The organism is Acinetobacter corruptisaponis (genome assembly GCF_030053775.1).
Taxonomy (GTDB): domain Bacteria; phylum Pseudomonadota; class Gammaproteobacteria; order Pseudomonadales; family Moraxellaceae; genus Acinetobacter; species Acinetobacter corruptisaponis.
This window is the reverse complement of record NZ_CP125669.1, coordinates 474436-496638: the sequence shown is the minus strand read 5'-3', so window position 1 is coordinate 496638 and position 22203 is coordinate 474436. Positions and strand designations below refer to the sequence as shown.

Below are 22203 nucleotides of genomic sequence, written 5' to 3'. Positions count from 1 at the left end.
TTGCAGGAATCAAAGGGCTTTTGGATTGCTAATATTAGGAATATTAACGATGAATAGTATGGTACAAACAGAAAATAATATCAACTTTGATGCTGCACTGACCTTTGAGCAAGTAAAACAGCATGACCACAATAATATTGGTGTGATGCGCCGTATCGCTCTCATCACTTTAACCAAATCCTATGATGAATTGATGCAGATCATTCAAGGTGGCGATGATGGTGAAGAAGCTTTTATGACCGTATTTGAACAATCAAATCATTATGTTGATTATCTAACAGAGTTATTACAACTGGCGGAAGCTGCACAAGCCCGTTTGATTGTAGTCGCTGAGGATTTCCTCAAACAGGGGGATGCAGCATGAACACAGCCGTCCATGATCATATCCTCGTTTCCCAAAGCCATCTAAAACAGATGATTGACCTGATTCGTATGGCAAGTGACGTTACTGAGCAGCTTGATGTGATGTGTAAAATCATTGAGGAAAAAGCTGACCCATGCAGTGATATTAAATGTCTGGCACACGTAGCCCGATGCCATGCTGAAAACTGGGCAAACCTGTTTGATGTCGATCGGGAGTCGTTTGAGGATCAGTATTTTCCGAAAAATTAATGTTAAGGAGCCTTGCGAAAGCAGGGCTTTTAAATAACTTTCAAAGAAGAAAATGTCTTTCTTTTATGGTTTGAAAAATTTTACAATTTAATTTTACGCTAAATTCTACGTCATAAAAATATTTATACTATGTATCTTTTTGATTTTTAAATAATTTGAATAATATTCAAACCATTGCAGCATTATACTTTTCTTCTAATTCTAAAGTTACTGATTTAACTCTCAGGGTAGGATGGCAGAAAATTGATCTTGATAAATGAGAAAAGCGTATCTCTAAAAATGAAACATTTGTCCAGCCTAAAGGTTAGGTGATTGATCAGTGGTGATGAATCATATTTATTGCTCTAAAGCTATAACGTCGGGAAGATAGGTCAATTATTGTCTGAGCGAGATAAAATATATAGAACCTTGTTCAATTTATTAATAATACTAAAGTAATACAACCGCACTTTATAGATTGTATTTAAAATCCGTCAAAGAAAAAATTTTATTTTTAACTTAAAATAAATTATGCTTAAAGCTCCTAAATTTAAATAAAAATGGGCATTTAATGAGAAAAATATTTGCAGGGATTATTGGGGGTGCAATCAGTTTGGTCGCTGTAAATGGATGGAGTGACACACCATTGCAAATCAACTATGGCACACCATATGCGTTAGGGGAGCAAACAACTCAACCACAAACTCCAGAATATCGGAATGAAACAAGTAGTGGCATTCAGTCATCGGTGTTTGCGGAATATTATGGTTCCAAGGTGGGAGGCGATGATTTTGACCACGATGAAAAGCTTAATGGAATTGGGACAGGTATAACCTTTACCGCGCTGGATACTTTTAACACTACGCTAGGGATTAATTTCCAGAAAAATTCAGAGTGGAAAAGTACAGAAATAAATGTGAAAGGCGGTTATATATTCTATAATCAGAACAATACCTATGCAAATGCCACATTGGGTGTCGGTTACGCATGGTTCAAGGCAGATGATTATAATGTCAAGCTACGTTACCTGACTCTACCTGTAGAATTTGAATTAGGGCATTATTTCCAGAAAGACATAGCAGGTTATATCGGGCTTGGTTATAAATGGTTATATATTGAAAATATGAAAGATGTATGCACAGGCTACTTCTGTTCCACAGAGGCTTCCGATGCCCTGGATATGGATGGCATCACTTATAAAGCTGGTGTTAGATATAATTTCTAGAAGTATTGTGAATTTTAATTTTAAAAGCTCATCTTATAGATGGGCTTTTTTCTTAACCTTAATATAGATGCTAGGAACATGGTTGGGCTTAACAATCTAGCTAGCTGGTCTTATTATTTTTTAACTGATTGAATACCAGTAGTTCCTCATTTACCTCTAATAACGGTTCACCACTGTGAAGCCATTTACTGATCGTATCCAGAATATTTTCAGGATCTTTTCTGTATTTTCGAATGACGCATTCCCAAATGTTACATACTCTCCAACCTTGATCCAGTAGAAGCTGTAAAGCCCTAGTATCATTTAGTTGATTCTTGCATATTTTGTTTTCCCAAAATTCAGTACGGGTAGTTGGTATCCTGAATAACTTGCAACCTGTGTGACCATGCCAGAAACAGCCATGAATAAAAATGACTGCCTTATATTTGGGTAATACGATATCTGGTTTTCCTGGCAGGTCTTTGCGGTGGATTCTGAAACGAAAACCTGCCGCATGCAGCAGACGACGAACCATGAGTTCAGGTTGAGTATCACGGCTTTTAATTTTTGACATTATTCTGCTGCGGGTGGCGCTATCCACATTATCGACCATTTAACAGCTCTTTTTAAAACCATTTAATGATCAAATTAACATCATATATTGTGTAAAGCAGTTAATGGATATTATCTCTTATGTCATCACTGTGATGTTGTTTTAATAAACCTGATAATCTGGTAATGATGAGAAATCCTGACTGATGTAGAAAGCTAAGAATTATTGGCCTATATATTTTTATAACCTTAAACTTTACATAAAATATGTTTAACTCATTTGCTGTTAAATAAAAATTACTGAATCAAACAGTTAAAAAAAGAATAGCTTTTAATATTAGACATGAATGTTGATATTAGAGAATCACGAAATGACAAATAATCTTGAATATGAACACAACAACTTTACACAGATTCCTAACCTGACTGTGGAAACCCTCATCATTGAGCGCTTTAGTCCTCAGTATTGGAGGATTGATGGTCCACAAACGATGTCTTTTGCCATTACAACCTATGGGAATGGCTTTGAGGCATGTTTTCGGTCACGTACCACAACAGACCTTGCGGGTATTAGCTGGGATTCCTATGATTCCAAAGACCACAAGTATTTGGCCTATGAGACCAAGTATGACTACACAGGTGTGATCTGGGATTTTGACATTGAATTGTCAGCTTCCATGCCAGTCCTAAATAATGAGACCCTGACACCCACCTTAACAGTTCAATATCATGACAATGGCGAAGACAAGGTTGCCTATATTGTATTGTTCAACTATACCGACCAACCAGCCTCAAGATCAGCACATATCCATATTGATTGGGATAGCGTGAAAGCAGGATTTTCTGCAACAGAGCATTTTCCTGTAACCAATATTCATCGAATTTTCTTTTCAGGATTTACCACCAGCTACGCGGATTCTGCAACAGTTCCATTGGCACAAGCTGAGGATGGCTATATTCGTGTCACCAATTCCACTACCACAGGGCCAAACGCAATACTCACCTTAAATCGGGTGGCTGTATCGCAGCATCCCTATGGTATCTGTACGAGCTATGACGACCATTATGACCTGAATCCCCAACGTCTGGTGGATAATATGCAGGCCTTGGGCTATCATGGATTGATCAATCACTACTGTGGTATGTCTAAATATCCTGAAATGTCATGGCGAAATGATCTGCATAAATGGCAGATTCCAGATACCCTTGCGACAGGTGAAGAGGTGGTGAATCCCTGTACCCGCAAATGGCATGAGCATTTTGCACAGGCACTACATCATGCAGATATGCAGCCCGTGTTTGGCGTTAGCTTTGAAATGTATTCTCTGGGTGCAAACGAGTTTTGGGCGCAAAGGGACTGGAACAGCAATCTTGGTCGTACAGGCTATGAACCCCCAAGCTATTTCTTTAGTCTGTGTGACCAGAACGCGCTGGCATACCTGCATAAAGCATTTGTTGAGTTTGCCGATACCATGGCAGTTGGTGGCTGTGAGGTGAATATGCAGATTGGTGAACCGTGGTGGTGGTATAATCAGGGTACAAACCTGCCTTGTGTTTATGATTTTCCCACCAAGCTGGCATTTAATGCGGATACAGGTTTATATGCACCAGATTTAGGAACCATCTATGATGCTGTGAATAAGGTGGGAACCCCTTATGATGAGTTTAAAATCTGGCTAAGAAACAGGCTGGGACAAACCTGTCGGGAGATCAGGACGGTGCTTAAGGCAAAATATCCTGATGCAAAGGTCTGCCCATTGATCTTTTTCCCAACCATCCGTACACAGATCGAGACACTTGCCAGCTATATCAATTATCCAAGTGAACATTATTCATATCCAAATTTTGACTATATGATGACTGAAGCCTATGACTGGCTTTTAGAGGCGAGGCTAGATTTGGTCCATCAGGCTGTTGCAGAAATCCCCACTCAGGGCCTGAACTATCCCGCAGACAAGGTGGCGTATTTATCTGGATTTGTACCAGACTCATCCATTGCGCATCTTTATGGTTTTGACCCTAACAAACCTTATCGCACACCTATTTGGCAGCGTATTTTTGGTGACATGAAAAATAATGATTCGCTGGGGCTGATGAAACAGTTTATCTGGGCATATCCGCAGGTGATGCAGGACTCAGTCACGATAGATATGGCACAGGCTCCAGATGGATTCTTTATGGAAAATACATTACATTTCCCAATTACTGACAATACGCCGTATCCACCAGAGATTTATCTATAGGGGAAAAGAGGCTGAAAGAATTCGCTTTCACTGATTTTTCAGTATAGATTGCTTATCTGGGTTATATTGGATACAACGCTTTAAAGTACATTGTTATGAAAAACAAAATTTTATTCCTTAGCTTTCTTTTGGTCTTGCTGACTGGTTGTAACAAACAGCCAGAAGTGAAAAATGAGAAAGCCCAAGACAGTTTTGAAGCCGCGGATAACAAGATTTCCGAGTATCTGGATATTCTGGACAATCCTGACTCTCCAAAAGAGCAGCAGACACAGGTGTTGTGTAAGGACTATCCAAAACTGTATGAATCTAAATATGTACCCACCTTGTTAAAGCTTGCACCGAAAGACTATACCAAGGAAAAACTAATGGCTGATCTAAAGGTCTCAACTGACTATTATGCGGATAAGCTGGGTATTAGCTGTAAGTAAGCCAGATAAAAATTGAAAAAAATAAAGCCCCAAATGGGGCTTTTCTTTGCGATAAATTTAGTATATTTAGTTAATAATGAGAAATTATGTACATATTTAAGGATAAATATGAGTGAAAAACATGAATTAAAAGAAAGCACAACCAATACCTTTATAGGATGGGCGGTCATCATCTTAAGCTTTATTGCAGGAAGTGTGTTTATTTTAATTTTTGGTCAGGTAGAAAGCCAAAATGACAGTTATGACACTGTGTATGTGTGGTCTGGTGTTATGGTCGCGATTGGATTGGGAATAATATTGAACGGCTTGCTATTTGGTTATTTGATCTTAAAAGTCAGTAGCATTTTGCAATACCATGAACAAAGAAGCATAACAAATATTGCAGAATAGGTGCCATAGCCATACAAACAACAGGATATTCAGGTAATTCCAGCATGCTTAAATATTCCTAAACAGAGGGATGTTTTTATGTGGATTTTCATCATTACGATCATTGTTGGTATTGTCATCACCCTGTTGGCCAAAAAAAATCAACATAATCAAACCTTGTCCACCTCTGCATCCGAGAATGAATCCTTTGCTGATAATGTGCTGTATACATTTGAAATTGTGGGTGAACAGGCCTATCAGGAAAACCTAAGAAAGATTGCTGGAGTAAAAAATAAACAATCTAAATTTATCGAGGTGATGGCAAGGGTATTTTCTGAACCATTGAACCAGTTTGACAAACATGCGATCAAGGTTGAAATTAATGGCTTAACTGTGGGGTATCTGAGCAAGGAGGATGCAAGGCAACTTGCTGGCAAGATAATTGATACAAATGTTGCTGCGGTTATCAATGGTGGCTGGCTTGATGAAGAAGATGAGGGGAGTTACGGTGTAAAGCTTGCGATCCAGAGTCTGAATGATTTGCAGGGCAACTCATCGTAATTTTTTGCATTTTTAAACTTTAATAGCCATATTTTATATTTAACGAAATAAAACACTTTTTACTTTTCATAACTCAATGTTGCTGTTTCATATCAGCTTAACTAAATAGATTATTTATTAATCATTTTTTGTTATTTAGTTGGAGCATAACATGGATTCAATCAGCTTTTCCGAATGTGCCAAAGCCTGTATTTCCTGTTCGTTGACCTGTACAGCATGTGCAGACTTATGTCTCAGGGAAAATGATATCGACATGATGCGTGAATGTATCAAGAGATGTATTGAGTGTTCAGAGATTTGTGTCTTATGTGCCAGGGCTGACCAGAGAAAATCATCTTTCAGTATGGAACTCTGTACGTTATGTGCAAAAATATGTGATGCCTGTGGTAAGGAGTGTGCCCGACATAAAGCTGAGCATTGCCAGCAGTGTGCGGAGGCATGTCGTCAATGTGCAATTGAATGTCGAAAAATGGCCGCCTAAATATTTTAACCAGAGATATTAAAAACCGAATACATCGGTTAAAACAGGCGTATACTGAAAGACAACACCAGAACCAAACAGGACTAAAAGATGCTTGTTAAATTTGCAATTCGATTCATGGCTGTTTTGTTTTCAGTATTGGCTTTAGCCGCAATTGTTATTCACTTTTTCTTTTCGAGTGCCTTAACGACTGACTTATGGATTATTGTTGTTCCTGTTATTCTTGGTATCCCGATTCTGACCGCGGTGGTCGTTGCAAAAGATGAGGAACTTAGTGTTCATTGAATTGAAGATAAATCTTAATTTTACTTATTCATACTCAGTTCTATAATCTCATCATCGAAAGTAGATTCAATGTTTTGAGCTATAAATAAAGCCTCCCATAGGGGAGGCTTATTCATTTGGAAATGGGGTGAACGTTATCTCAGCCCTCATTCAGACCTGAAAGAGAAGTGGGGTTTGTAACCACAGTGTTCAGGTTTTGAAAGTCATGACCTGATGGTGCCTGATAAATTCTCAATCCAAACTCAGGAATAATCGCAATCAAGTGATCAAAAATATCAGACTGAATTGCTTCATAAGATGCCCATGCTGTTGTATTTGCAAATGCATAGATTTCCAAAGGCAAGCCTTCACTGATCGGCTGCAACTGACGGACCAATAATGTCTGGTTTTGGGCAATGCCCTGATGCTGTCTCAGATAAAATTCAACATATGCCCTGAATGTGCCAAGATTGGTTAAACGCCGTTGGTTGTAGCGAGACTGGTTACTTAGGTGTTTGTTGAAATCCTCAATTTCAGATTGTTTGGTATCCAGATACTGATCCAATAACAAGAACTCTTTTAACTTTTGCTGCTCTTCATCACTCATAAAATGTACGCTGCTTTGATCAAGAAAAAGTGACCGCTTGATGCGACGGCAACCTGCATTACTCATACCACGCCAGTTTCTAAAGGTATCCGTCACCAGTTTATTGGTTGGAATGGTGGTAAATGTCTTATCAAAGTTCTGTACGGTCACGGTATGTAATGACATATCAATGACATCACCATCCGCATTTAAAGAGGGCATTTCAATCCAGTCACCAATCCGCACCATGTCATAAGAGGCGATCTGTACACTCGCCACCAAGGATAAAATGGTGTTCTGGAACACCAGCATCAGGACTGCCGCCATGGCCCCAAAGCCAGCGAGCAAGGTGAATACATCTTTTTTCAGGAAAGTACCCAGAATCATCAGACCACACACAACGAACAAAATAAGCTTGATCAACTGTAGATAACCCTTGATCGGCTTGTTCCGTGATTTTGGATTACGTTGATAAATCAGGTTAAAGATATTCAGGGCTTCACTGATGGTCAGTGCAATGGTGAGGAAAATGAATGCCTGGGCACCCATCTGAATAAACATGATCACTTTGGGTGAAAGATGAGGAATGGTGGTAATTCCATTCATAACCACAATGGCAGGAACAACATTGGCGAATCTGCGAATGATACTGTGCTGCGCAAAGATGGACTGATTGGTTGATTTTAGTTTGGTGACTAAATAGCGGATACCTCGAACAATCACTCTTTTGGCAATAAAGTTCGCTAATGCAGCAAAGAGGATGAGAACAATCAAGGCAAGCAGGGTTTCTAGCCACGGATAGTGGCTTAGTTCACTTCGAATATCAGCTATAAAATTTAAATAATCCAAACCTAAACACCTTAAAATTCTTGAAGTGGAATTTTAAGGTGTTAAACGCTGCTATGATAATTTGGTCACAGTTTATATACGATTCTTAAGAAATTTTAACATTTGTTAAAAATGGATTACCACATCAGGTCATCTGGAATCACATAGGCTGCGTATGGGTCTTCCTCATCCGTTGTTTGATCATTGGTCTGTGCATTATTATTCACAATGATAAAGCCCTGCATTTTCTGGTCAATTTTCTCAGCCAATGCTTTAGGAAGATAGGCATAACTCTCCTGATCCTTTGCAATCACAAGCGAACCTGAAACCAGCGCATTATAAACCTGCTGTGAGATATAGACTTTCTTGATCTTACTGTCATCAATAAACTGGTAGACCGCATCACCGTCAGTTTGATTAACCTTATGTTGTTTAATCATCTGGATAATAGATGCCTTAAGGGCTTTTTCTTCCAATACACGCTGTTTTTCCAGATTGAGTGCCTGGTCTTTTGCCAGTTTCTCCTGATTGACACGGTCAATTTCCGCTTTTAATGCCGCATCATCATTCTGTCCAGTGCGCTGTTCATGCTGGGCTTGCTTGGTCAGTTTCTTTGCTTTTTTATTGTCAACTAAACCTGCTTTTAATAATTGCGCTTGCAGTGCATTTTTAACCATAATTCAATCCAGATTCGGGTGAGATGAAGAACGAAAATAAACGATCCAATACGTCATACTCATGACAAGGCTTAAACCTGCGGGTATGAGAAAGGTTTGTAATTTTAAATAAGGATAAAGCAAACTGGCAATCAGTCCACCCATTAAAAAACCAATAAAGATCAATAAATGTAAGGAAATACGGCGATTTTCAACTTTTAACCCACGGGCCTTATATCCCAGTGTCAGGCCAATATCGGTTAAGACACCAGATAAATGCGTGGTACGGATAATTGCACCCTTATAATGGCTGACCATCGCATTCTGCATGCCCATTGCGACACATGCCCACAGCAGTCCATAACGTGGGAAAAATGGCAGCAGTAGCCAGGTAAGAAACAGGAAAATGGCAACCAGACTAAGCGGCACGCCATAATGCCTGCCAAAGGTCACGTGACCATTGCCAAGAATCAGGCCGCTGTAAAAAGAGCCAATGACAAAACAAAGGATGACAAGGCTCAAATAGATAAAATGCTCAGGCTGCCAGTCAAGTAGACTCATTGCGAGCATGCTGACATTGCCTGTCATATGTGAAACGGACTGGTGTAGAACCGTGAATAAACCCAGAACGTTCACCATCCCTGCATTTAATGCTAATAGGAAAGCACCAAATTGAATCCAGTTGGGTAAACGTTGTAAGGGCATAGCAAACTCAAGCTACTAATTTTGGCGGTTTCGGAAATCTACAGCAGCAGTAAACAAAACATCGGTTGATGAGTTCAGCGCGGTTTCAGTCGAGTCCTGCAACACACTAATAATCATACCAATTGCAACGACTTGCATTGCAATCTCTGATGATATACCAAATAAGCTACATGCAACAGGGATCAGTAACAAAGAACCCCCCGCAACACCTGAAGCGCCACAGGCAGAGACTGTTGCAACAATAGATAAAATCAGCATCATGCTTAAATCAACATGGATACCCAGTGTATTTACGGCGGCGAGTGTGAGTACGGTAATGGTGACGGCTGCACCCGCCATATTGATGGTTGCGCCAAGTGGAATGGATACGCTGGCAGTGGCTTCATTGATGCCCAAACGTTCAGCAAGATCCAGATTGACAGGAATATTGGCTGCTGAGCTACGAGTAAAGAATGCAGTAATCCCACTTTCTTTTAGGCATTTAAACACCAGTGGATAGGGATTTGCTTTCATGGTAATCGCAACAAGGATTGGATTGATGACCAATGCCACAAAGGCCATAGTCCCTATCAGAACCATCAACAAATGTGCATAGCTGGACAGGGTTGCCAAACCTGCATCGGCAAAGGTGACTGCCACTAAGCCAAAAATACCCACAGGAGCAAAACCAATGACGGTATGGATAATTTTATTGACTGCATCAGCAACATCGGTCAAGACTTGCTTGGTTGAATCTGAACTATGGCGGAGGGCCAGTCCCAGACCAATTGCCCATGCCAGAATACCAATAAAGTTCGCTTCGCTAATGGCCTGAACTGGATTTGCAATAAAGCTTAAAAGCAGGTTTTTTAAAATATCGGTAAGGCTTCCAGGTGCCTGCAAGGTTGTCTCGGTTGCCAAATGCAGGAATAACTGGCTTGGAAATACGATGCTCGCAATTACGGCACTGAATGCGGCAAGCAACATCCCAACCACATATAATACCAGGACAGGTTTTAAATTTGCGTTTTGTCCCACTTGGAAATTTGCGATTGAGGCAAGAACCAGAACAAACACTAAAATCGGTGCAACTGACTTTAATGCTTTAATAAACAATTCACCTAATAAACTTAGGTAGGGTGTAAAGCCAGGGAACAGCAATGCCACGCCAACCCCTAGAAAAATAGCGATAATAATTTTGCTGACTAAACTTAAGCGAGACAATACATTCAACATATAAAGGCCTTATAAACCAGTACACGGTTTAAGGTTAAACAAGCGCGGTATTCTATACCCAAGAACCGTGAATAATAAATTTTTTTTTGCAACCTAATTACGCTAAAAATATTGTAAAAAATAACGCAATGTTTTTAAAAGTCTTTTATAGAAACCTAGCATATCTTTTTGTATGAAAAAAGACCTGAAATATAGACTATTTGTTCAGGATTTCAGGTGAAAGCGTTTGTACTGCCTGATAGTGGGATAAAAATATTTTTCCACTTAACATATTGATTAACCTAGATGAATTCAGCCGATCCATGACTGGGCTCTTTACTTCAGATAAATGTAGCTGAATTCCCAGTTGCAATAATTCCCCATTAAGGTCTTCCAGCATTTCCACGGCACTCAGGTCAATATTGCTGATGCTGGAACAGTTAATCACCACATGCTGTATCTGTGGATTATGGCTGAGTTCCGTGATGATATAGCCCTTTAGCACATGCGCATTGAGGAAGTTAAGGTTCTCATCAATACGGAAAGATGCAATGGCTTCCGTGGTAAGCACATCATAGCGGGATACATTCCTAAAATGCTGTGTTCCTTCAACCAGACCAATCACGACAATATGTGGACGGCTAATCCGCCATAATAAAAGAATAAATGTAAGGATGATTCCGATCACAAGGCCTGTCGAAATATCAATACAGGTGACACCAAAGAATGTGGCCCACATGGCTAGCCCATCGGCCTTGGAATATTTCCAGGTTTCAAAAAAGGGCAGGAATGTGACCAGTTTCCAGATGGAAACAAAAATGGTGGCAGCCAAAATGGTCAAAGGCAGGTTTTGAAAAAAACTGGTGAAATAAAGGCTGACCGCAATCATTAATAATGAAGACATGACCCCAGACATAGGCGTTTTTGCACCTGCATCACTATTGACAACCGTACGGGACAAACTTCCTGAAACTGCAAATCCTGTATTTATCCCTGCCGTAATATTGGCCAAGCCTAGAGCAATAAGCTCCTGATTGCTATTGAGGTCATCACGCTTTTGCAATGCGGTGGCCTGCGCAATCGCCAGTGACTCAACAAAACTAATCATGGCAATCATAAATGCGCTGGGAAGCAGTTTCTGAACCAGATCAAGATCCCATGTCGGAAAATGGAAACTAGGTAGACCTGTTGGAATGATCCCAACAGTTTTCAGCCCATGTTGATCCAGACTTAATAGATACACAACAATAATTGAGCTTAAAACCAATAACAGGGGAATGGTCTTATTTAAGAAATCTGATCGCACCCATTTAGGTAGAAAAACCAGTATGGCGATTGCAGCCAAACTCACGCCCACACTTAGAAAACTGATTTGATGGAAGTTGTTGACCAAACTTCCAACAAATTCTGGAATATTGTTGGTCTGTAATGGAATGTCGAGCAGAAACTTAAACTGTCCCAAAGCGATTAACAATGCAGATGCAATAATAAAGCTTTTGATAACGGGATGGCTAATGAGCTGGATCAGGAAGCCAAAACGGAACAGGCCTAAAATCAGTGAAATAATTCCGACCAGAATCGCCAGTAGACAGGCAGCCTCAATATAGGCGGTAGAGCCAATGGCAAAAAGAGGTTGAAGCGCTGAACAAACCATCATTGAGATGATGGCAACAGGACCAATCGACAGGGTGGTGCTACTGCCTGTAAAGGCATAGATGATCATGGGTAGAATACTGGCATAGATACCCATCACTGGTGGAAGCCCTGCAAGCATGGCATAGGCCATTCCTTGGGGAACCAACATTGCAAGTACAATTAACGCAGCAACTACATCAGCCTTAAAGTGTGTAGGGTGATAAGTCTTTAGCCATTTTAGTGCAGGAAAGATGGACATATTCAGGTCGAACCGTTTTATGTATAAATAACTTATATTATATATAAATATATATTATTCATAAAAAAAGCTAAAGCGATTCAGTACCAATTGCTTATTTAAGCGAAAGGTTTATATATTTGGACAGTAGTTTTCGTATAGGGTCTTTAGAACAACTTGAAGCTTGGGATCGCTAATGGAGTAAAAAATCTGTTTGCCTTCACGACGTGTCGTAACAACCTTACTTTTTCTGAGCATCATTAACTGTTGGGAAAGCGTTGGTTGGAAGATCTGGGTAAGCACCTCAATCTGGGAAACATTCAGTTCCTGCTTGGCCAAGTGGCACAAGATGATTAAACGATCCGTATTTGCCAGAGACTTCAGCACATTTACAATTGAGTCGGCAGACTCTCTCATTGCCTCGATCTCAAGATCCTTTTGCATATTACTCTCACGACATTACAACCGAACTTAGTATAAGGTGAGTAAATCAAAAAATTGAAGTAAAACTGAATAATTGCAATGGTTTTTAATGAAAATATATATAAGTAAAATTGATATATTGTCTTGTTTTTGCAGATTGCACTATTTTTTATTAAAAAAACGAGGAATATATCACTTTCCCTTTTATTTCATCTATTTTTAAAACATTGGGATAACTTTACAGAATGTGAGTAAACTCTATTATTTAATTTTACTAAACAATAGAATATGAATTTGTGGAATGATAAAGGTTAAAACACCAAAATATTTTCTAAAATCATGATTATATTTTGCCGTTTATCCTTGGTACAACAGAAAGGAAAAAAGTAGGGGAGAATGCTTCAATTTTGGCAAAAAGAATAAATATAAAAAAAATTCAAAAAGTGATTGCGCTTTAGAGAAAAGCATATATAATTAGAGTTAAGACAGAACGATCTGTCTGCATAAAAAGGAACTGGAAAGTACGTTATGTACAACAGCCAGAGGGTAATAATTTTATTATTCTTTATAACTCAGACGCAAGCGTGAGCCAGAAAAATAATTATAAATCACGCTTTATTTTTTCTTATCCATTCTCAGTTTGTTACTTCAAATTAGTTTATCTTCCCCATTTCTGCTTTCAGAAATGAAGAAGATTCGTTTACTCAGGCAAGTTCTTTTTCAAAATTGATTAAATGCTCAACACGTGACCAGTATTCATCTATTTGCACTGAGTCCTTATTGACGTGTGCCTGAATGGTCATGCCATCCAGAATACTGACAATCAGCGTGGCAAGGTGGGTAGGGTTGGGAATGTCGAGATTAGACAACAGGTTCTGGACCAATGCTGTCAACCAGACTTTATATTGTGTCGCTGGCTTTAATGTAGACGGATAGATCTTAATTACTTCTTCCACTGCTTTTTGGAACATGCAACCATTAAAGTCATCAGTATGAAACCATGAATCGTACCATTTAAAAATCGCCCTGATTTGCGCTAAATGATCGGCTGGATCACATTTGGCCAAGGCTGTATTTAATGATGTCTGGAGGTCTGTATTACGCTGAAGTAGACATTCTTCAATAAGCTTTTCCTTGGATGGAAAATATTTATAAAAAGTCATCTTGGCTACGCCAGACTCACTGATGATTCGATCAACCCCGACCGAGTTATAACTATGCGAGTTAAAAAGTCTTAGTGCAGTGGTAATAATATCTTCTTTTTTTGACATACAAAGCCTCAAATTTGCTCATTGTCATTAGAGCATTGTTTGCATCCCGTTATGCAATTTTGGCAGCGATTTTACATGGTATTTAAAAAATATCATAGGGAAAAATAGCATTATTTATTTAACGGTTTTCTGGTTTTAATTTACTAAATATATGTTAAAAATAAAAACATGAATCTATAGGGTTAATTAAAATAATAAATTTATATGCTGTTGTAAATAAATGAAATGGGTGCTTGAGATGGCTTTGATTTCTGAACACTTCTGACATAAAAATGAAATATTGAAGAAAAATAATAATATAATTTTATTTATTGATAATTATTTTCATTTATGTGTTCGATATTGATAAATACTAAAAAGTCAGTTTTTAGAACTACCTAAGTAACTGACTTTTAAAGTCTTATAAAATATTTTAACCTATTTGTCAGGCAGCCCTGCGATCAGGCTGGAAAAGTTTTGATAAAGTGTTGATTTTTGAGTAGGGGTATAGACGGAACGTTTAATTACACCTTTATCTGTTTCAATGGATAAGTCAACATTGTTTGCATTTTTAAATTCATAAAGAAATAAACTTGGAATTACAAAAACATTTGATGAACGTTTTGGAATTAAACGATTAATATATTTTTGTTCAGTTTTTTCACTCGTACCATAGTTAAAAGATTTGCCATCAATCCAGAACGTTATCCCCTTCATGTCGTAATATTCATAGGTGCTATTTAATACAACATCCAGCTTTAATTTATCTTTTTGCTGTTTGTCCCACTCCACAACCACATTGGGGCACAGTTCATTTGACTTACAGTTTAAAGAACCTGCGGTGGCAAGGTGATCTATAACGCCTGAGGTTGTAGCGTTGTTTTGCATACTGCTACAACCATTCATCATTACACAGAGACTAAGCAAACAGAGTGTTTTTTTCATATTTAATTCCCAGTTTTATAAAAAATTTTAATGATTAATGATGCTGTGCTGGACCAAGAAATTCAAATGGCTTTGCTATTTTAAATTGATCTGTCGCATCACCTGCAAAACTATTTTGCTGGTCTTTTCCAAGATCAAGTTTACGTGTCACACCATTTTTAAAATTGATTTTCTTTAGGTCAACCCAGAAAACATTGGGTGAAACCGCAGATTCAAAAAAATACAGCTGCTGTTTATGGTCAGCTACGGTTCTCCAGCGTGTAGAGGAAATATTGGGTTCCTCCGCAGTATTTAATCCATATGGCACAGATGCATTTCGAATCACACTAAAAACGGAAGCAATCGCTTCCTTGGCGTTGTCATTTTTTGGTATTGCATTGATATAAAAAGAGGCACGTGCAAAACGGTCAGCGGCTCTATTGGTTCCAGGCAACATAACGGTTCCGCCAATCTGTTGCCAATAGCTGTTAAGGGCAAGCTGTTGGTCAAAAGTTGGGGAATTGGTCATGACCTGATATTTTTTATCATGGTGGATGACTTGTTTGCCATTAATATATTCAATGATTGCGCTATCGCCTGTTTTATCTGAGAGTGATAAATGTAAGGTTGCTAGGCGCTGTTCACCTGGAACGCTATCTGTAATCAGATCAAAAGGTTCTTTTTCCAGTGCACTGACCGCTTCTGAAACAGTAGAGAAATTATCGAGAGCGTATTGTGCCCAAGCGGAAATACTGAGCTGTGGTTTATTGGATTGTTTGGTATCAGGATATTGGGATTCCACCAGCCATAGCACGTTTGCGACCAGACCTGCCTCATTCATTCCGTCAGTGGTAGAGATGTCATAGCCAGTGGCGATGACGCTACCATATTTGGCTTTCCATTTCAGCGATTTCGGTCCAGCATTGCTATCTCGGTTGACGCCACTTGGCATGATCCAGAGATTGGTTCCAACATCCACTTTCCAGTCCATGGAGCGGGCAGTAATAGTATGATCATTGTTGCCTAGATATACTGCGCGTGTACATGCCTGAACCGTTTGAAAAAATATTGTAGATGCAATGAATGAACAAAATAATGTTTTTTTGAACATTAAAATTCTCCGTTGTCATAAAAAATAGTTATAAAAGTGTTCATGTTTTAATTTGTATATAAATGAGTTTATAAAATTTATTTTTTAATTCAAGGATTAAAATGTAGTCCTTATAGAAAAACAGGTTTTTGGGTTGATGTTGGATTAATGAGGGCCTTTGATATTTTCCAAGCCCTCATTTTTAGTGATTCATTGAATAGCTGTGATTTTCCAGTTTAATTGGGAGGTAATAGCATTAAAATGGCATCATTCAGCAACTGGGCAATATCTTCCAATATTTCAGTATGATTCAACTGTTCATCAAATATCAGGCTTTCACCATTGGCCAGTTGCTGTAGTTGTTTTTCAAACGCTTTAGAAACACAAACAGGCTCGCCATTTGCCCAAAATTCTAATGATCCATTTTGCTCTCTGTAAAGTAGTCTCATCGCTGGTTCAAGCATCAGTACATAGCCTGTAGCCACGATTTCAATCAGGTCATTTGCCTCAATTTCTTCTGGTTCAGGAATATTGTCTGGATATTTGACTTCGCTCATATATGCCATAATCGCCGCATCAAATTCGGGTGCTTGATGAAGATAGTCTAATAACTGGCTTTTTAAATAGGCAAATTCTGTCTCATTTATCTCACCAATCGGTGTTGTGTGTTGGCGGGGAATATCCAGCAATGGATTTTTCAGTAAGGTGTTTTCCGCAAACTGATCACTGATTCGATCCATCATTTCTGCGAGGTTTGGCATACGGAAACCAAATGAAAACGTCAGGCATTCATCTTCCGCAACACCGTAATGGGAAAGTCCAGGTGGCACATAGAGTAAATCACCTGGTGCAAGAACTTCATCAAAATGAACATCCATTTCAGGCAATAATTTTAAGGGTTGATCTGCCACAAACTCAGTTGATTCATCACACATCTGACCCAACTGCCAGCGGCGATGACCATGTCCTTGTACCAGAAAAACATCATAAAAGTCAAAATGTTTGCCAACTGATCCGCCTTTGGGTGCGTAGGACACCATAATGTCATCACGTCGCCATTGTGGAATAAAAGGAAACTTTTTCCATAGCTCTGAAATATCAAAAGAATAATGATCTATCGCCTGAACTAGCAGTGTCCATAAGTTTGGCAGTTTTTGAAAATCACTTTTGCTTAAGGGGGAGGATTTAACATGCCATTCATTTGGATTCTTGTTTTTTTGACGAATTAAACGTGCGCTGACATGCTCTTCTAGCGCCAGTTCCTTAACATCATCAGGTTCAATCAACCCAACAATTTCGGGCATTGCATTACGTACCAGCAGTGGTTTTTTTTGCCAGTATTCAGTTAAAAATTGTTCTGCGGTAATACCGCCCAATACCGTTAAAAGTTGTGACATGATGAAGAAGCCGAAAATAAATCAATAACGTGTATTGTCCCTTGAGTTGAAAGGCGGTGCAAGCCTTGTATCACAGCCAATAAACCCTAATTTTGATCAAACAGTTCGGGATTCATTCACAGCTTCTTAAAAACACAGTATGCTAAAGCGGCTATAAGGAGTGTCCATGTATCAAGTATTGGCAAGAAAATACCGTCCACGTAATTTCAATGAGTTAGTAGGGCAGAATCATGTTTCCCGTGCGTTGACCAGCGCATTGGAGCGTGGACGATTGCATCATGCTTATTTATTTACAGGGACACGTGGTGTGGGCAAAACCACAATTGCCCGTATTTTAGCCAAGTGCCTGAACTGTGAAACGGGTGTGACCTCAACGCCGTGTGAAGTTTGTGCGACTTGTAAGGCAGTGAATGAAGGGCGTTTCATTGATTTAATCGAGATTGATGCTGCGTCACGTACCAAAGTTGAGGATACCCGTGAGTTACTGGACAATGTCCCTTATGCACCAACCCAGGGTCGCTTCAAAGTCTACCTGATTGACGAAGTGCACATGCTTTCAACGCATTCTTTTAATGCTTTATTAAAAACGCTGGAAGAACCGCCAGAGCATGTGAAGTTTTTATTTGCAACCACCGATCCACAGAAGTTGCCGATTACCGTGATTTCCCGTTGTTTGCAGTTTACCTTGCGTCCTTTGGCTGTTGATGAGATTACCACGCATCTAACTGCAATTTTAAATAAAGAACATATCGAAGCTGATCAGGATGCGATTTGGCAAATTGCTGAATCGGCACAGGGTTCATTACGTGATGCACTGTCTTTAACGGATCAGGCCATTGCCTATGGTCAGGGAGCTGTACATCATCAAGATGTCAAAGACATGCTTGGCTTGATTGACCGAAGCATTATTTATGACCTGATTTTAGCAATTCATCATAACCAGCAAGCGCATGTCAGCCAGTTGTTGTTGCAATTTAGACAGCAGGCACTAGATGTTTCTCTGGTTCTGGATCAGTTGGTTTCAACCTTGCATGAGTTGGCATTGTTGCAGTATCTGCCTGATCTTGCCTTGAAATACAGTGAAGAAATCAATCGAAAAATTCTGCAATTGTCTAAACTGATTTCTGCTCAGGATTTGCAGCTTTACTATCAGATTGCATGTAAGGGACGATCTGATCTGCAACTTGCAGTCACGCAAGAGCAAGGTTTTGAAATGTGCGTATTGCGTTTGCTCGCATTTAGGCCGTTATCGACTGGTGAAGTTACTATTGTCGCTACAAGTCCACAAAATATTACTGTTTCTCATGCACAAGTCGTTTCAACTGAGCCAAGTCCAGCAGAAACTCAGCAATTGCAGCAAGTTTCTATTGTTGAAGAACAGCTTGTGGTTCAGCAAGAAATTGTTAGTGTTGAACCTGAACCTGAACCTGAACCTGAACCTGAACCTGAACCTGAACCTGAACCTGAACCTGAACCTGAACCTGAACCTGAACCTGAATCTGAATCTGAATCTGAACGTATAATTCAGGATGAAAATGTCATGGTTTTTGATGCAGCGGATGGGCAACTGATTGGGTTGGATGTTTCAACTACCCAGCAAAATGCTCATTTCACAGAATCAGATGAGGTATTGATATTTCCAGTAGAAGAACAAACTGAAGTTACACAAATCATCAATCAAGCACCTGAGCTAAACGTTAAGGCTGAACCTGAATTGTTTGAAGAAACATTTATTGCTACGGAACAGCAAATTGAAAACCAATTTGCCATGCCTGTGGTTGATGTAGTTCAACAGGTTGAAACGATGCATTTGGTAGACCAAGCCAATCTCATGCCTCAAGATATTCTTAAACTTCGTGAACAGGTTTTGGAAGGCGAGTGGAATCTGGATAAATGGGAATATTGGTTTAGAAATAGTGAACTTTCGCCAGCCGTTCAGGAATTGGCACAGCATGGCATTATGCATGGGCATATTAATGGTTCATCTGTGTTTCATATTCCGCAGAAATACGAAGGCATGTTGTCACAACTAAGGCAGGCATTGGAAGATGCTCTTAAATTACAGTGGCCGAATACACAGTTTAATGTGCAATATCAAGATATTGATTCGATAACACCTTTTACCATGCAGGTCATGCGTAAGGAAAAGGCGTTTCATCGGGCTGTTGAGTTATTACAGCAGGAACCCACCATTAAAAGTTTAATTGAAACCTTTGATGCCGAGTTACAGAATATTCAACTGAAACTCTAATCGGTTGGAATAAAAGAGCTGATTTTTTTTATTCCACTAATAAGTATTCAGTCAGTACGTCGCGCATATTTTGTGGAATCGCAGTACTTTTCCGAGTTTCCCGATCCACAAACACATGCACAAAATGCCCTTGAGCCGCTGCTTGCGCTTGGTCTTGCTTAAAAATTGCCAGCTCATAACGCAGTGAAGAGTTGCCAATCTTTCCAATGGCTACACCAACTTCAACTATTTCAGGAAAGGAGAGTTCCTGTAAGAAACTACAGGCTGAATCCACCACCAAACCAATTATCTCACTGTTGTGAATGTTAAATCCCGTTTTTTGGATCAGTAACGAATTGGCTGCGGTATCAAAATAGCTGTAGTAAGTGACATTGTTGACATGACCGTAAATGTCATTATCCGCCCATCGGGTCTGAATTGGAAAAAAGAATTTAAACTGTCCGCGTGTTTTTAAAGTGGGTTTACTCATGCATAAATCGCCTGATAAATCTGTAAAGCATCTTGTTCGGTCATTTCTCTTGGATTGTTCTGCAACAGTCGGGTTTGCAGCATGGCATCCTTAGCCAACTGCGGTAATTTTGCCTCGGCAATATCCAGATCCTTTAGTTTTAGCGTTAGACCACTTTGATCCAGATGGTTTTGCATATGGTCAATGAATAAATCACATAGGCCATCGGTACAGCCTGTGCTGCGAGGGTCTAATAACTGCATTAACTCTGCATAGTGTTGTTTAGCTTTCGGCGCATTGAATTTTAGCACTTCAACCAGCACCAGTGCATTGGTATGCCCATGTGACAGATGGAAATGTCCACCGAGTGGATAGGCCAAGGCATGAACCGCACCCACAGGTGCATTGGCAAAAGCCTGACCGGCCAACATTGAACCGACCAGCATATTTTGGCGAGCTTCTAAGTCCGCACCATTTTTTAATACCTTGGCAAGGTTATGGTTGAGCAGTTGCAAGGCATTTTTTGCCAGCATATCGGCATAAAAATTCTTTTTGATATTGGAGGTGTAGGCTTCAATTGCATGGACCATTGCATCAATACCCGTTGCCGCAGTGATATGCGCAGGTAAGCCTTGCGTAAATGTCGCGTCCAGAATGGCAACATCGGCATAAAGGATAGGAGAAACGACGCCCATTTTGGTGGTTGCACCAGTGGTGACAATCGAAATTGGAGTGACTTCTGAACCCGTTCCAGCCGTTGTTGGAATCAGAATAAGAGGTAAGCGAGGAGCCTTGGCCTGATTAACCCCATAAATCTCACTGAGATTTTGTTTTTGTTCAGGATGAGCAAGCAGGGCAATGATTTTGGCGACATCCATGGAACTACCGCCGCCAAAACCGATGATGACATCAATTTTTTCCTGTTTGGCGAAATCAACCGCTTCTAAAACAATATGTTCAGGTGGGTCGGCCTGAATATCAGAATAAATGATAGGCTTGAGACCCACCTGATCCAGAATTTCCAGAATGGGTAAATGAAGCTGGTGCTGAATCATGCCTGCATCAGTGACCAGAAGCGCTTTTTTATAATCATGTTGTGACAAGATGGTTTTAAGTTCTTGTATTGAGCCTAAACCCGCAATAATGTTGGGAACGGTCTGGAACTGAAACTGGTTCATGCATACATCCTTATTTCTATCTTTTGATAAATCATTGTCCATACCTGACCTATGTCGCAATCCTAGACAAAATGCCAACAAATTCTAATAAATACAACATTTTTATATAAGGCAACTATAGGTTTCACTGCATAAATAAATTACCATAACATGCTCTAAAAAGTGTAGTTTTGAGGTGATTATGCCATCCCCAACGCCCTATAAGGTGTTATGTGTCTGTTTAGGAAATATATGCCGTTCACCCACAGCGGAAGCAATTCTCAGACATTATTGTGATGCGCATGGTTTAAATGTATGGGTCGATTCGGCAGGGACCAGCAATTATCACCCAAACAAGGCACCCGATGCCCGAAGCCAAAAACATGCGCTACAGCGTGGTTATGATTTATCGGGCTTACGTGCCAGACAAATTCGTCTTGAGGATTTTATTGAGTTTGACCTGATTCTTGCAATGGACCATGAGAATTTTGATGATATTCAGTCACTCCTGTCGAAAGCGGTACGCCAGTTTGGTGCTGAACAGATTCGTGCCAAAATTGCATTGATGAGCGAGCATGATCCTTATTTTAACCAGCAGGCAGTTCCTGATCCTTACTATGGTGGGGCGGATGGCTTTGATCGTGTCCTGAATCAATGTGAATCAAGCAGTCAGGCATGGGTCGATATTCTTAAAAAGCAAATGCAGGCAGGGCAATAGGATTTCATTC

The 22203-nt window shown here is 39.7% G+C and carries 24 protein-coding genes; 11 read left to right on the top strand and 13 right to left on the bottom strand.

Annotated elements, in window-relative coordinates; translation table 11 throughout:
• The first annotated feature begins 49 nt into the window (after positions 1-49).
• The 3 genes from QLH32_RS02365 (at position 50) to QLH32_RS02355 (ending at position 1816) form a co-directional block, all read left to right on the top strand.
• Positions 50-364, top strand: coding sequence for a hypothetical protein (locus tag QLH32_RS02365; protein ID WP_283267905.1), 315 nt, complete (start codon positions 50-52; stop codon positions 362-364).
• Positions 361-612 (top strand): hypothetical protein, encoded by a 252-nt coding sequence (locus QLH32_RS02360; RefSeq protein ID WP_283267904.1) that lies wholly within the window; start codon positions 361-363, stop codon positions 610-612. Before QLH32_RS02365 ends, QLH32_RS02360 begins: the two co-directional genes overlap by 4 nt.
• Positions 613-1162: 550 nt before the next feature.
• Positions 1163-1816, top strand: coding sequence for a hypothetical protein (locus QLH32_RS02355; protein WP_283267903.1), 654 nt, complete (start codon positions 1163-1165; stop codon positions 1814-1816).
• Between the two features lie 100 nt (positions 1817-1916).
• On the opposite strand, the gene QLH32_RS02350 is transcribed toward QLH32_RS02355, so the two are convergent.
• A complete protein-coding gene (locus QLH32_RS02350) occupies positions 1917-2408 on the bottom strand; it encodes a very short patch repair endonuclease (protein ID WP_283267902.1) in 492 nt (163 codons plus the stop codon).
• 310 nt (positions 2409-2718) lie between these two features.
• On the opposite strand from QLH32_RS02350, the gene QLH32_RS02345 reads away from it, so the two are divergent.
• From QLH32_RS02345 to QLH32_RS02320, 6 genes are all read left to right on the top strand, one after another.
• Positions 2719-4590: a non-contractile tail sheath protein gene (locus tag QLH32_RS02345; RefSeq protein ID WP_283267901.1), complete on the top strand. Its 1872-nt coding sequence runs from the start codon at positions 2719-2721 to the stop codon at positions 4588-4590.
• Positions 4591-4685: 95 nt separating this feature from the next.
• Positions 4686-5018 (top strand): hypothetical protein, encoded by a 333-nt coding sequence (locus tag QLH32_RS02340; protein ID WP_283267900.1) that lies wholly within the window; start codon positions 4686-4688, stop codon positions 5016-5018.
• 108 nt (positions 5019-5126) lie between these two features.
• Entirely contained in the window at positions 5127-5408 is a 282-nt protein-coding gene (locus tag QLH32_RS02335) for a hypothetical protein (RefSeq protein ID WP_267979516.1), read from the top strand.
• 78 nt (positions 5409-5486) lie between these two features.
• Positions 5487-5948, top strand: a complete 462-nt coding sequence (locus QLH32_RS02330; RefSeq protein WP_283267899.1) for a hypothetical protein — start codon at positions 5487-5489, stop codon at positions 5946-5948.
• A 151-nt stretch (positions 5949-6099) separates the two neighbouring features.
• A complete protein-coding gene (locus tag QLH32_RS02325) occupies positions 6100-6429 on the top strand; it encodes a four-helix bundle copper-binding protein (RefSeq protein ID WP_283267898.1) in 330 nt (109 codons plus the stop codon).
• 90 nt (positions 6430-6519) lie between these two features.
• Positions 6520-6714: a hypothetical protein gene (locus QLH32_RS02320; RefSeq protein WP_267979513.1), complete on the top strand. Its 195-nt coding sequence runs from the start codon at positions 6520-6522 to the stop codon at positions 6712-6714.
• A gap of 139 nt (positions 6715-6853) precedes the next feature.
• On the opposite strand, the gene QLH32_RS02315 is transcribed toward QLH32_RS02320, so the two are convergent.
• The 10 genes from QLH32_RS02315 to QLH32_RS02270 all read right to left on the bottom strand — a co-directional run bounded on the left by QLH32_RS02315 (position 6854) and on the right by QLH32_RS02270 (position 17619).
• On the bottom strand, positions 6854-8128 hold the full coding sequence (locus QLH32_RS02315; protein ID WP_283267897.1) for a mechanosensitive ion channel family protein: 1275 nt from the start codon (positions 8126-8128) through the stop codon (positions 6854-6856).
• 116 nt (positions 8129-8244) lie between these two features.
• The gene (locus tag QLH32_RS02310; RefSeq protein ID WP_267979511.1) at positions 8245-8784 is read right to left on the bottom strand and encodes a DUF2058 domain-containing protein; all 540 of its coding nucleotides are present in this window, start codon (positions 8782-8784) and stop codon (positions 8245-8247) included.
• Positions 8785-8787: 3 nt separating this feature from the next.
• The gene (locus QLH32_RS02305) at positions 8788-9468 is read right to left on the bottom strand and encodes a YoaK family protein (protein ID WP_283267896.1); all 681 of its coding nucleotides are present in this window, start codon (positions 9466-9468) and stop codon (positions 8788-8790) included.
• Between the two features lie 15 nt (positions 9469-9483).
• The gene (gene sstT / locus QLH32_RS02300; protein ID WP_283267894.1) at positions 9484-10683 is read right to left on the bottom strand and encodes a serine/threonine transporter SstT; all 1200 of its coding nucleotides are present in this window, start codon (positions 10681-10683) and stop codon (positions 9484-9486) included.
• 196 nt (positions 10684-10879) lie between these two features.
• Positions 10880-12577, bottom strand: a complete 1698-nt coding sequence (locus QLH32_RS02295) for a SulP family inorganic anion transporter (RefSeq protein WP_283269275.1) — start codon at positions 12575-12577, stop codon at positions 10880-10882.
• A gap of 90 nt (positions 12578-12667) precedes the next feature.
• Entirely contained in the window at positions 12668-12979 is a 312-nt protein-coding gene (locus QLH32_RS02290) for an ArsR/SmtB family transcription factor (protein ID WP_267979508.1), read from the bottom strand.
• Between the two features lie 683 nt (positions 12980-13662).
• Positions 13663-14229, bottom strand: a complete 567-nt coding sequence (locus QLH32_RS02285) for a TetR/AcrR family transcriptional regulator (RefSeq protein ID WP_283267892.1) — start codon at positions 14227-14229, stop codon at positions 13663-13665.
• Positions 14230-14646: 417 nt separating this feature from the next.
• Positions 14647-15153 (bottom strand): hypothetical protein, encoded by a 507-nt coding sequence (locus QLH32_RS02280; protein ID WP_279960542.1) that lies wholly within the window; start codon positions 15151-15153, stop codon positions 14647-14649.
• A 34-nt stretch (positions 15154-15187) separates the two neighbouring features.
• Entirely contained in the window at positions 15188-16243 is a 1056-nt protein-coding gene (locus QLH32_RS02275) for a linear amide C-N hydrolase (RefSeq protein WP_283267891.1), read from the bottom strand.
• A 215-nt stretch (positions 16244-16458) separates the two neighbouring features.
• Complete coding sequence (locus QLH32_RS02270) at positions 16459-17619, bottom strand: ribosomal protein uL16 3-hydroxylase (protein ID WP_283267890.1); 1161 nt, start codon at positions 17617-17619, stop codon at positions 16459-16461.
• Between the two features lie 166 nt (positions 17620-17785).
• On the opposite strand from QLH32_RS02270, the gene dnaX reads away from it, so the two are divergent.
• Positions 17786-19870: a DNA polymerase III subunit gamma/tau gene (gene dnaX, locus QLH32_RS02265; RefSeq protein WP_283267889.1), complete on the top strand. Its 2085-nt coding sequence runs from the start codon at positions 17786-17788 to the stop codon at positions 19868-19870.
• Positions 19871-19898: 28 nt separating this feature from the next.
• Here the strand turns inward: dnaX and QLH32_RS02260 are convergent, their stop codons facing one another.
• Together QLH32_RS02260 and QLH32_RS02255 are read right to left on the bottom strand one after the other, a co-directional pair.
• On the bottom strand, positions 19899-20339 hold the full coding sequence (locus tag QLH32_RS02260) for an acyl-CoA thioesterase (RefSeq protein ID WP_283267888.1): 441 nt from the start codon (positions 20337-20339) through the stop codon (positions 19899-19901).
• A complete protein-coding gene (locus QLH32_RS02255; protein WP_283267887.1) occupies positions 20336-21496 on the bottom strand; it encodes an iron-containing alcohol dehydrogenase in 1161 nt (386 codons plus the stop codon). The genes QLH32_RS02260 and QLH32_RS02255 overlap by 4 nt, the downstream gene beginning before the upstream one ends.
• 181 nt (positions 21497-21677) lie before the next feature.
• On the opposite strand from QLH32_RS02255, the gene QLH32_RS02250 reads away from it, so the two are divergent.
• The gene (locus tag QLH32_RS02250; protein ID WP_283267886.1) at positions 21678-22193 is read left to right on the top strand and encodes a low molecular weight protein-tyrosine-phosphatase; all 516 of its coding nucleotides are present in this window, start codon (positions 21678-21680) and stop codon (positions 22191-22193) included.
• Positions 22194-22203: the final 10 nt, after the last annotated feature.

Bases quoted from the DNA above. Each gene is read 5' to 3' on its own strand.
- QLH32_RS02310 (WP_267979511.1), bottom strand. From the start codon at position 8,784: ATGGTTAAAAATGCACTGCAAGCGCAATTATTAAAAGCAGGTTTAGTT.
- QLH32_RS02280 (WP_279960542.1), bottom strand. From the start codon at position 15,153: ATGAAAAAAACACTCTGTTTGCTTAGTCTCTGTGTAATGATGAATGGT.
- sstT (WP_283267894.1), bottom strand. From the start codon at position 10,683: ATGTTGAATGTATTGTCTCGCTTAAGTTTAGTCAGCAAAATTATTATC.
- QLH32_RS02270 (WP_283267890.1), bottom strand. From the start codon at position 17,619: ATGTCACAACTTTTAACGGTATTGGGCGGTATTACCGCAGAACAATTT.
- QLH32_RS02290 (WP_267979508.1), bottom strand. From the start codon at position 12,979: ATGCAAAAGGATCTTGAGATCGAGGCAATGAGAGAGTCTGCCGACTCA.
- QLH32_RS02325 (WP_283267898.1), top strand. From the start codon at position 6,100: ATGGATTCAATCAGCTTTTCCGAATGTGCCAAAGCCTGTATTTCCTGT.
- QLH32_RS02330 (WP_283267899.1), top strand. From the start codon at position 5,487: ATGTGGATTTTCATCATTACGATCATTGTTGGTATTGTCATCACCCTG.
- QLH32_RS02350 (WP_283267902.1), bottom strand. From the start codon at position 2,408: ATGGTCGATAATGTGGATAGCGCCACCCGCAGCAGAATAATGTCAAAA.
- QLH32_RS02285 (WP_283267892.1), bottom strand. From the start codon at position 14,229: ATGTCAAAAAAAGAAGATATTATTACCACTGCACTAAGACTTTTTAAC.
- QLH32_RS02340 (WP_283267900.1), top strand. From the start codon at position 4,686: ATGAAAAACAAAATTTTATTCCTTAGCTTTCTTTTGGTCTTGCTGACT.
- QLH32_RS02345 (WP_283267901.1), top strand. From the start codon at position 2,719: ATGACAAATAATCTTGAATATGAACACAACAACTTTACACAGATTCCT.
- QLH32_RS02335 (WP_267979516.1), top strand. From the start codon at position 5,127: ATGAGTGAAAAACATGAATTAAAAGAAAGCACAACCAATACCTTTATA.
- QLH32_RS02250 (WP_283267886.1), top strand. From the start codon at position 21,678: ATGCCATCCCCAACGCCCTATAAGGTGTTATGTGTCTGTTTAGGAAAT.
- QLH32_RS02260 (WP_283267888.1), bottom strand. From the start codon at position 20,339: ATGAGTAAACCCACTTTAAAAACACGCGGACAGTTTAAATTCTTTTTT.
- QLH32_RS02355 (WP_283267903.1), top strand. From the start codon at position 1,163: ATGAGAAAAATATTTGCAGGGATTATTGGGGGTGCAATCAGTTTGGTC.
- QLH32_RS02360 (WP_283267904.1), top strand. From the start codon at position 361: ATGAACACAGCCGTCCATGATCATATCCTCGTTTCCCAAAGCCATCTA.
- QLH32_RS02365 (WP_283267905.1), top strand. From the start codon at position 50: ATGAATAGTATGGTACAAACAGAAAATAATATCAACTTTGATGCTGCA.
- QLH32_RS02255 (WP_283267887.1), bottom strand. From the start codon at position 21,496: ATGAACCAGTTTCAGTTCCAGACCGTTCCCAACATTATTGCGGGTTTA.
- QLH32_RS02320 (WP_267979513.1), top strand. From the start codon at position 6,520: ATGCTTGTTAAATTTGCAATTCGATTCATGGCTGTTTTGTTTTCAGTA.
- dnaX (WP_283267889.1), top strand. From the start codon at position 17,786: ATGTATCAAGTATTGGCAAGAAAATACCGTCCACGTAATTTCAATGAG.
- QLH32_RS02305 (WP_283267896.1), bottom strand. From the start codon at position 9,468: ATGCCCTTACAACGTTTACCCAACTGGATTCAATTTGGTGCTTTCCTA.
- QLH32_RS02275 (WP_283267891.1), bottom strand. From the start codon at position 16,243: ATGTTCAAAAAAACATTATTTTGTTCATTCATTGCATCTACAATATTT.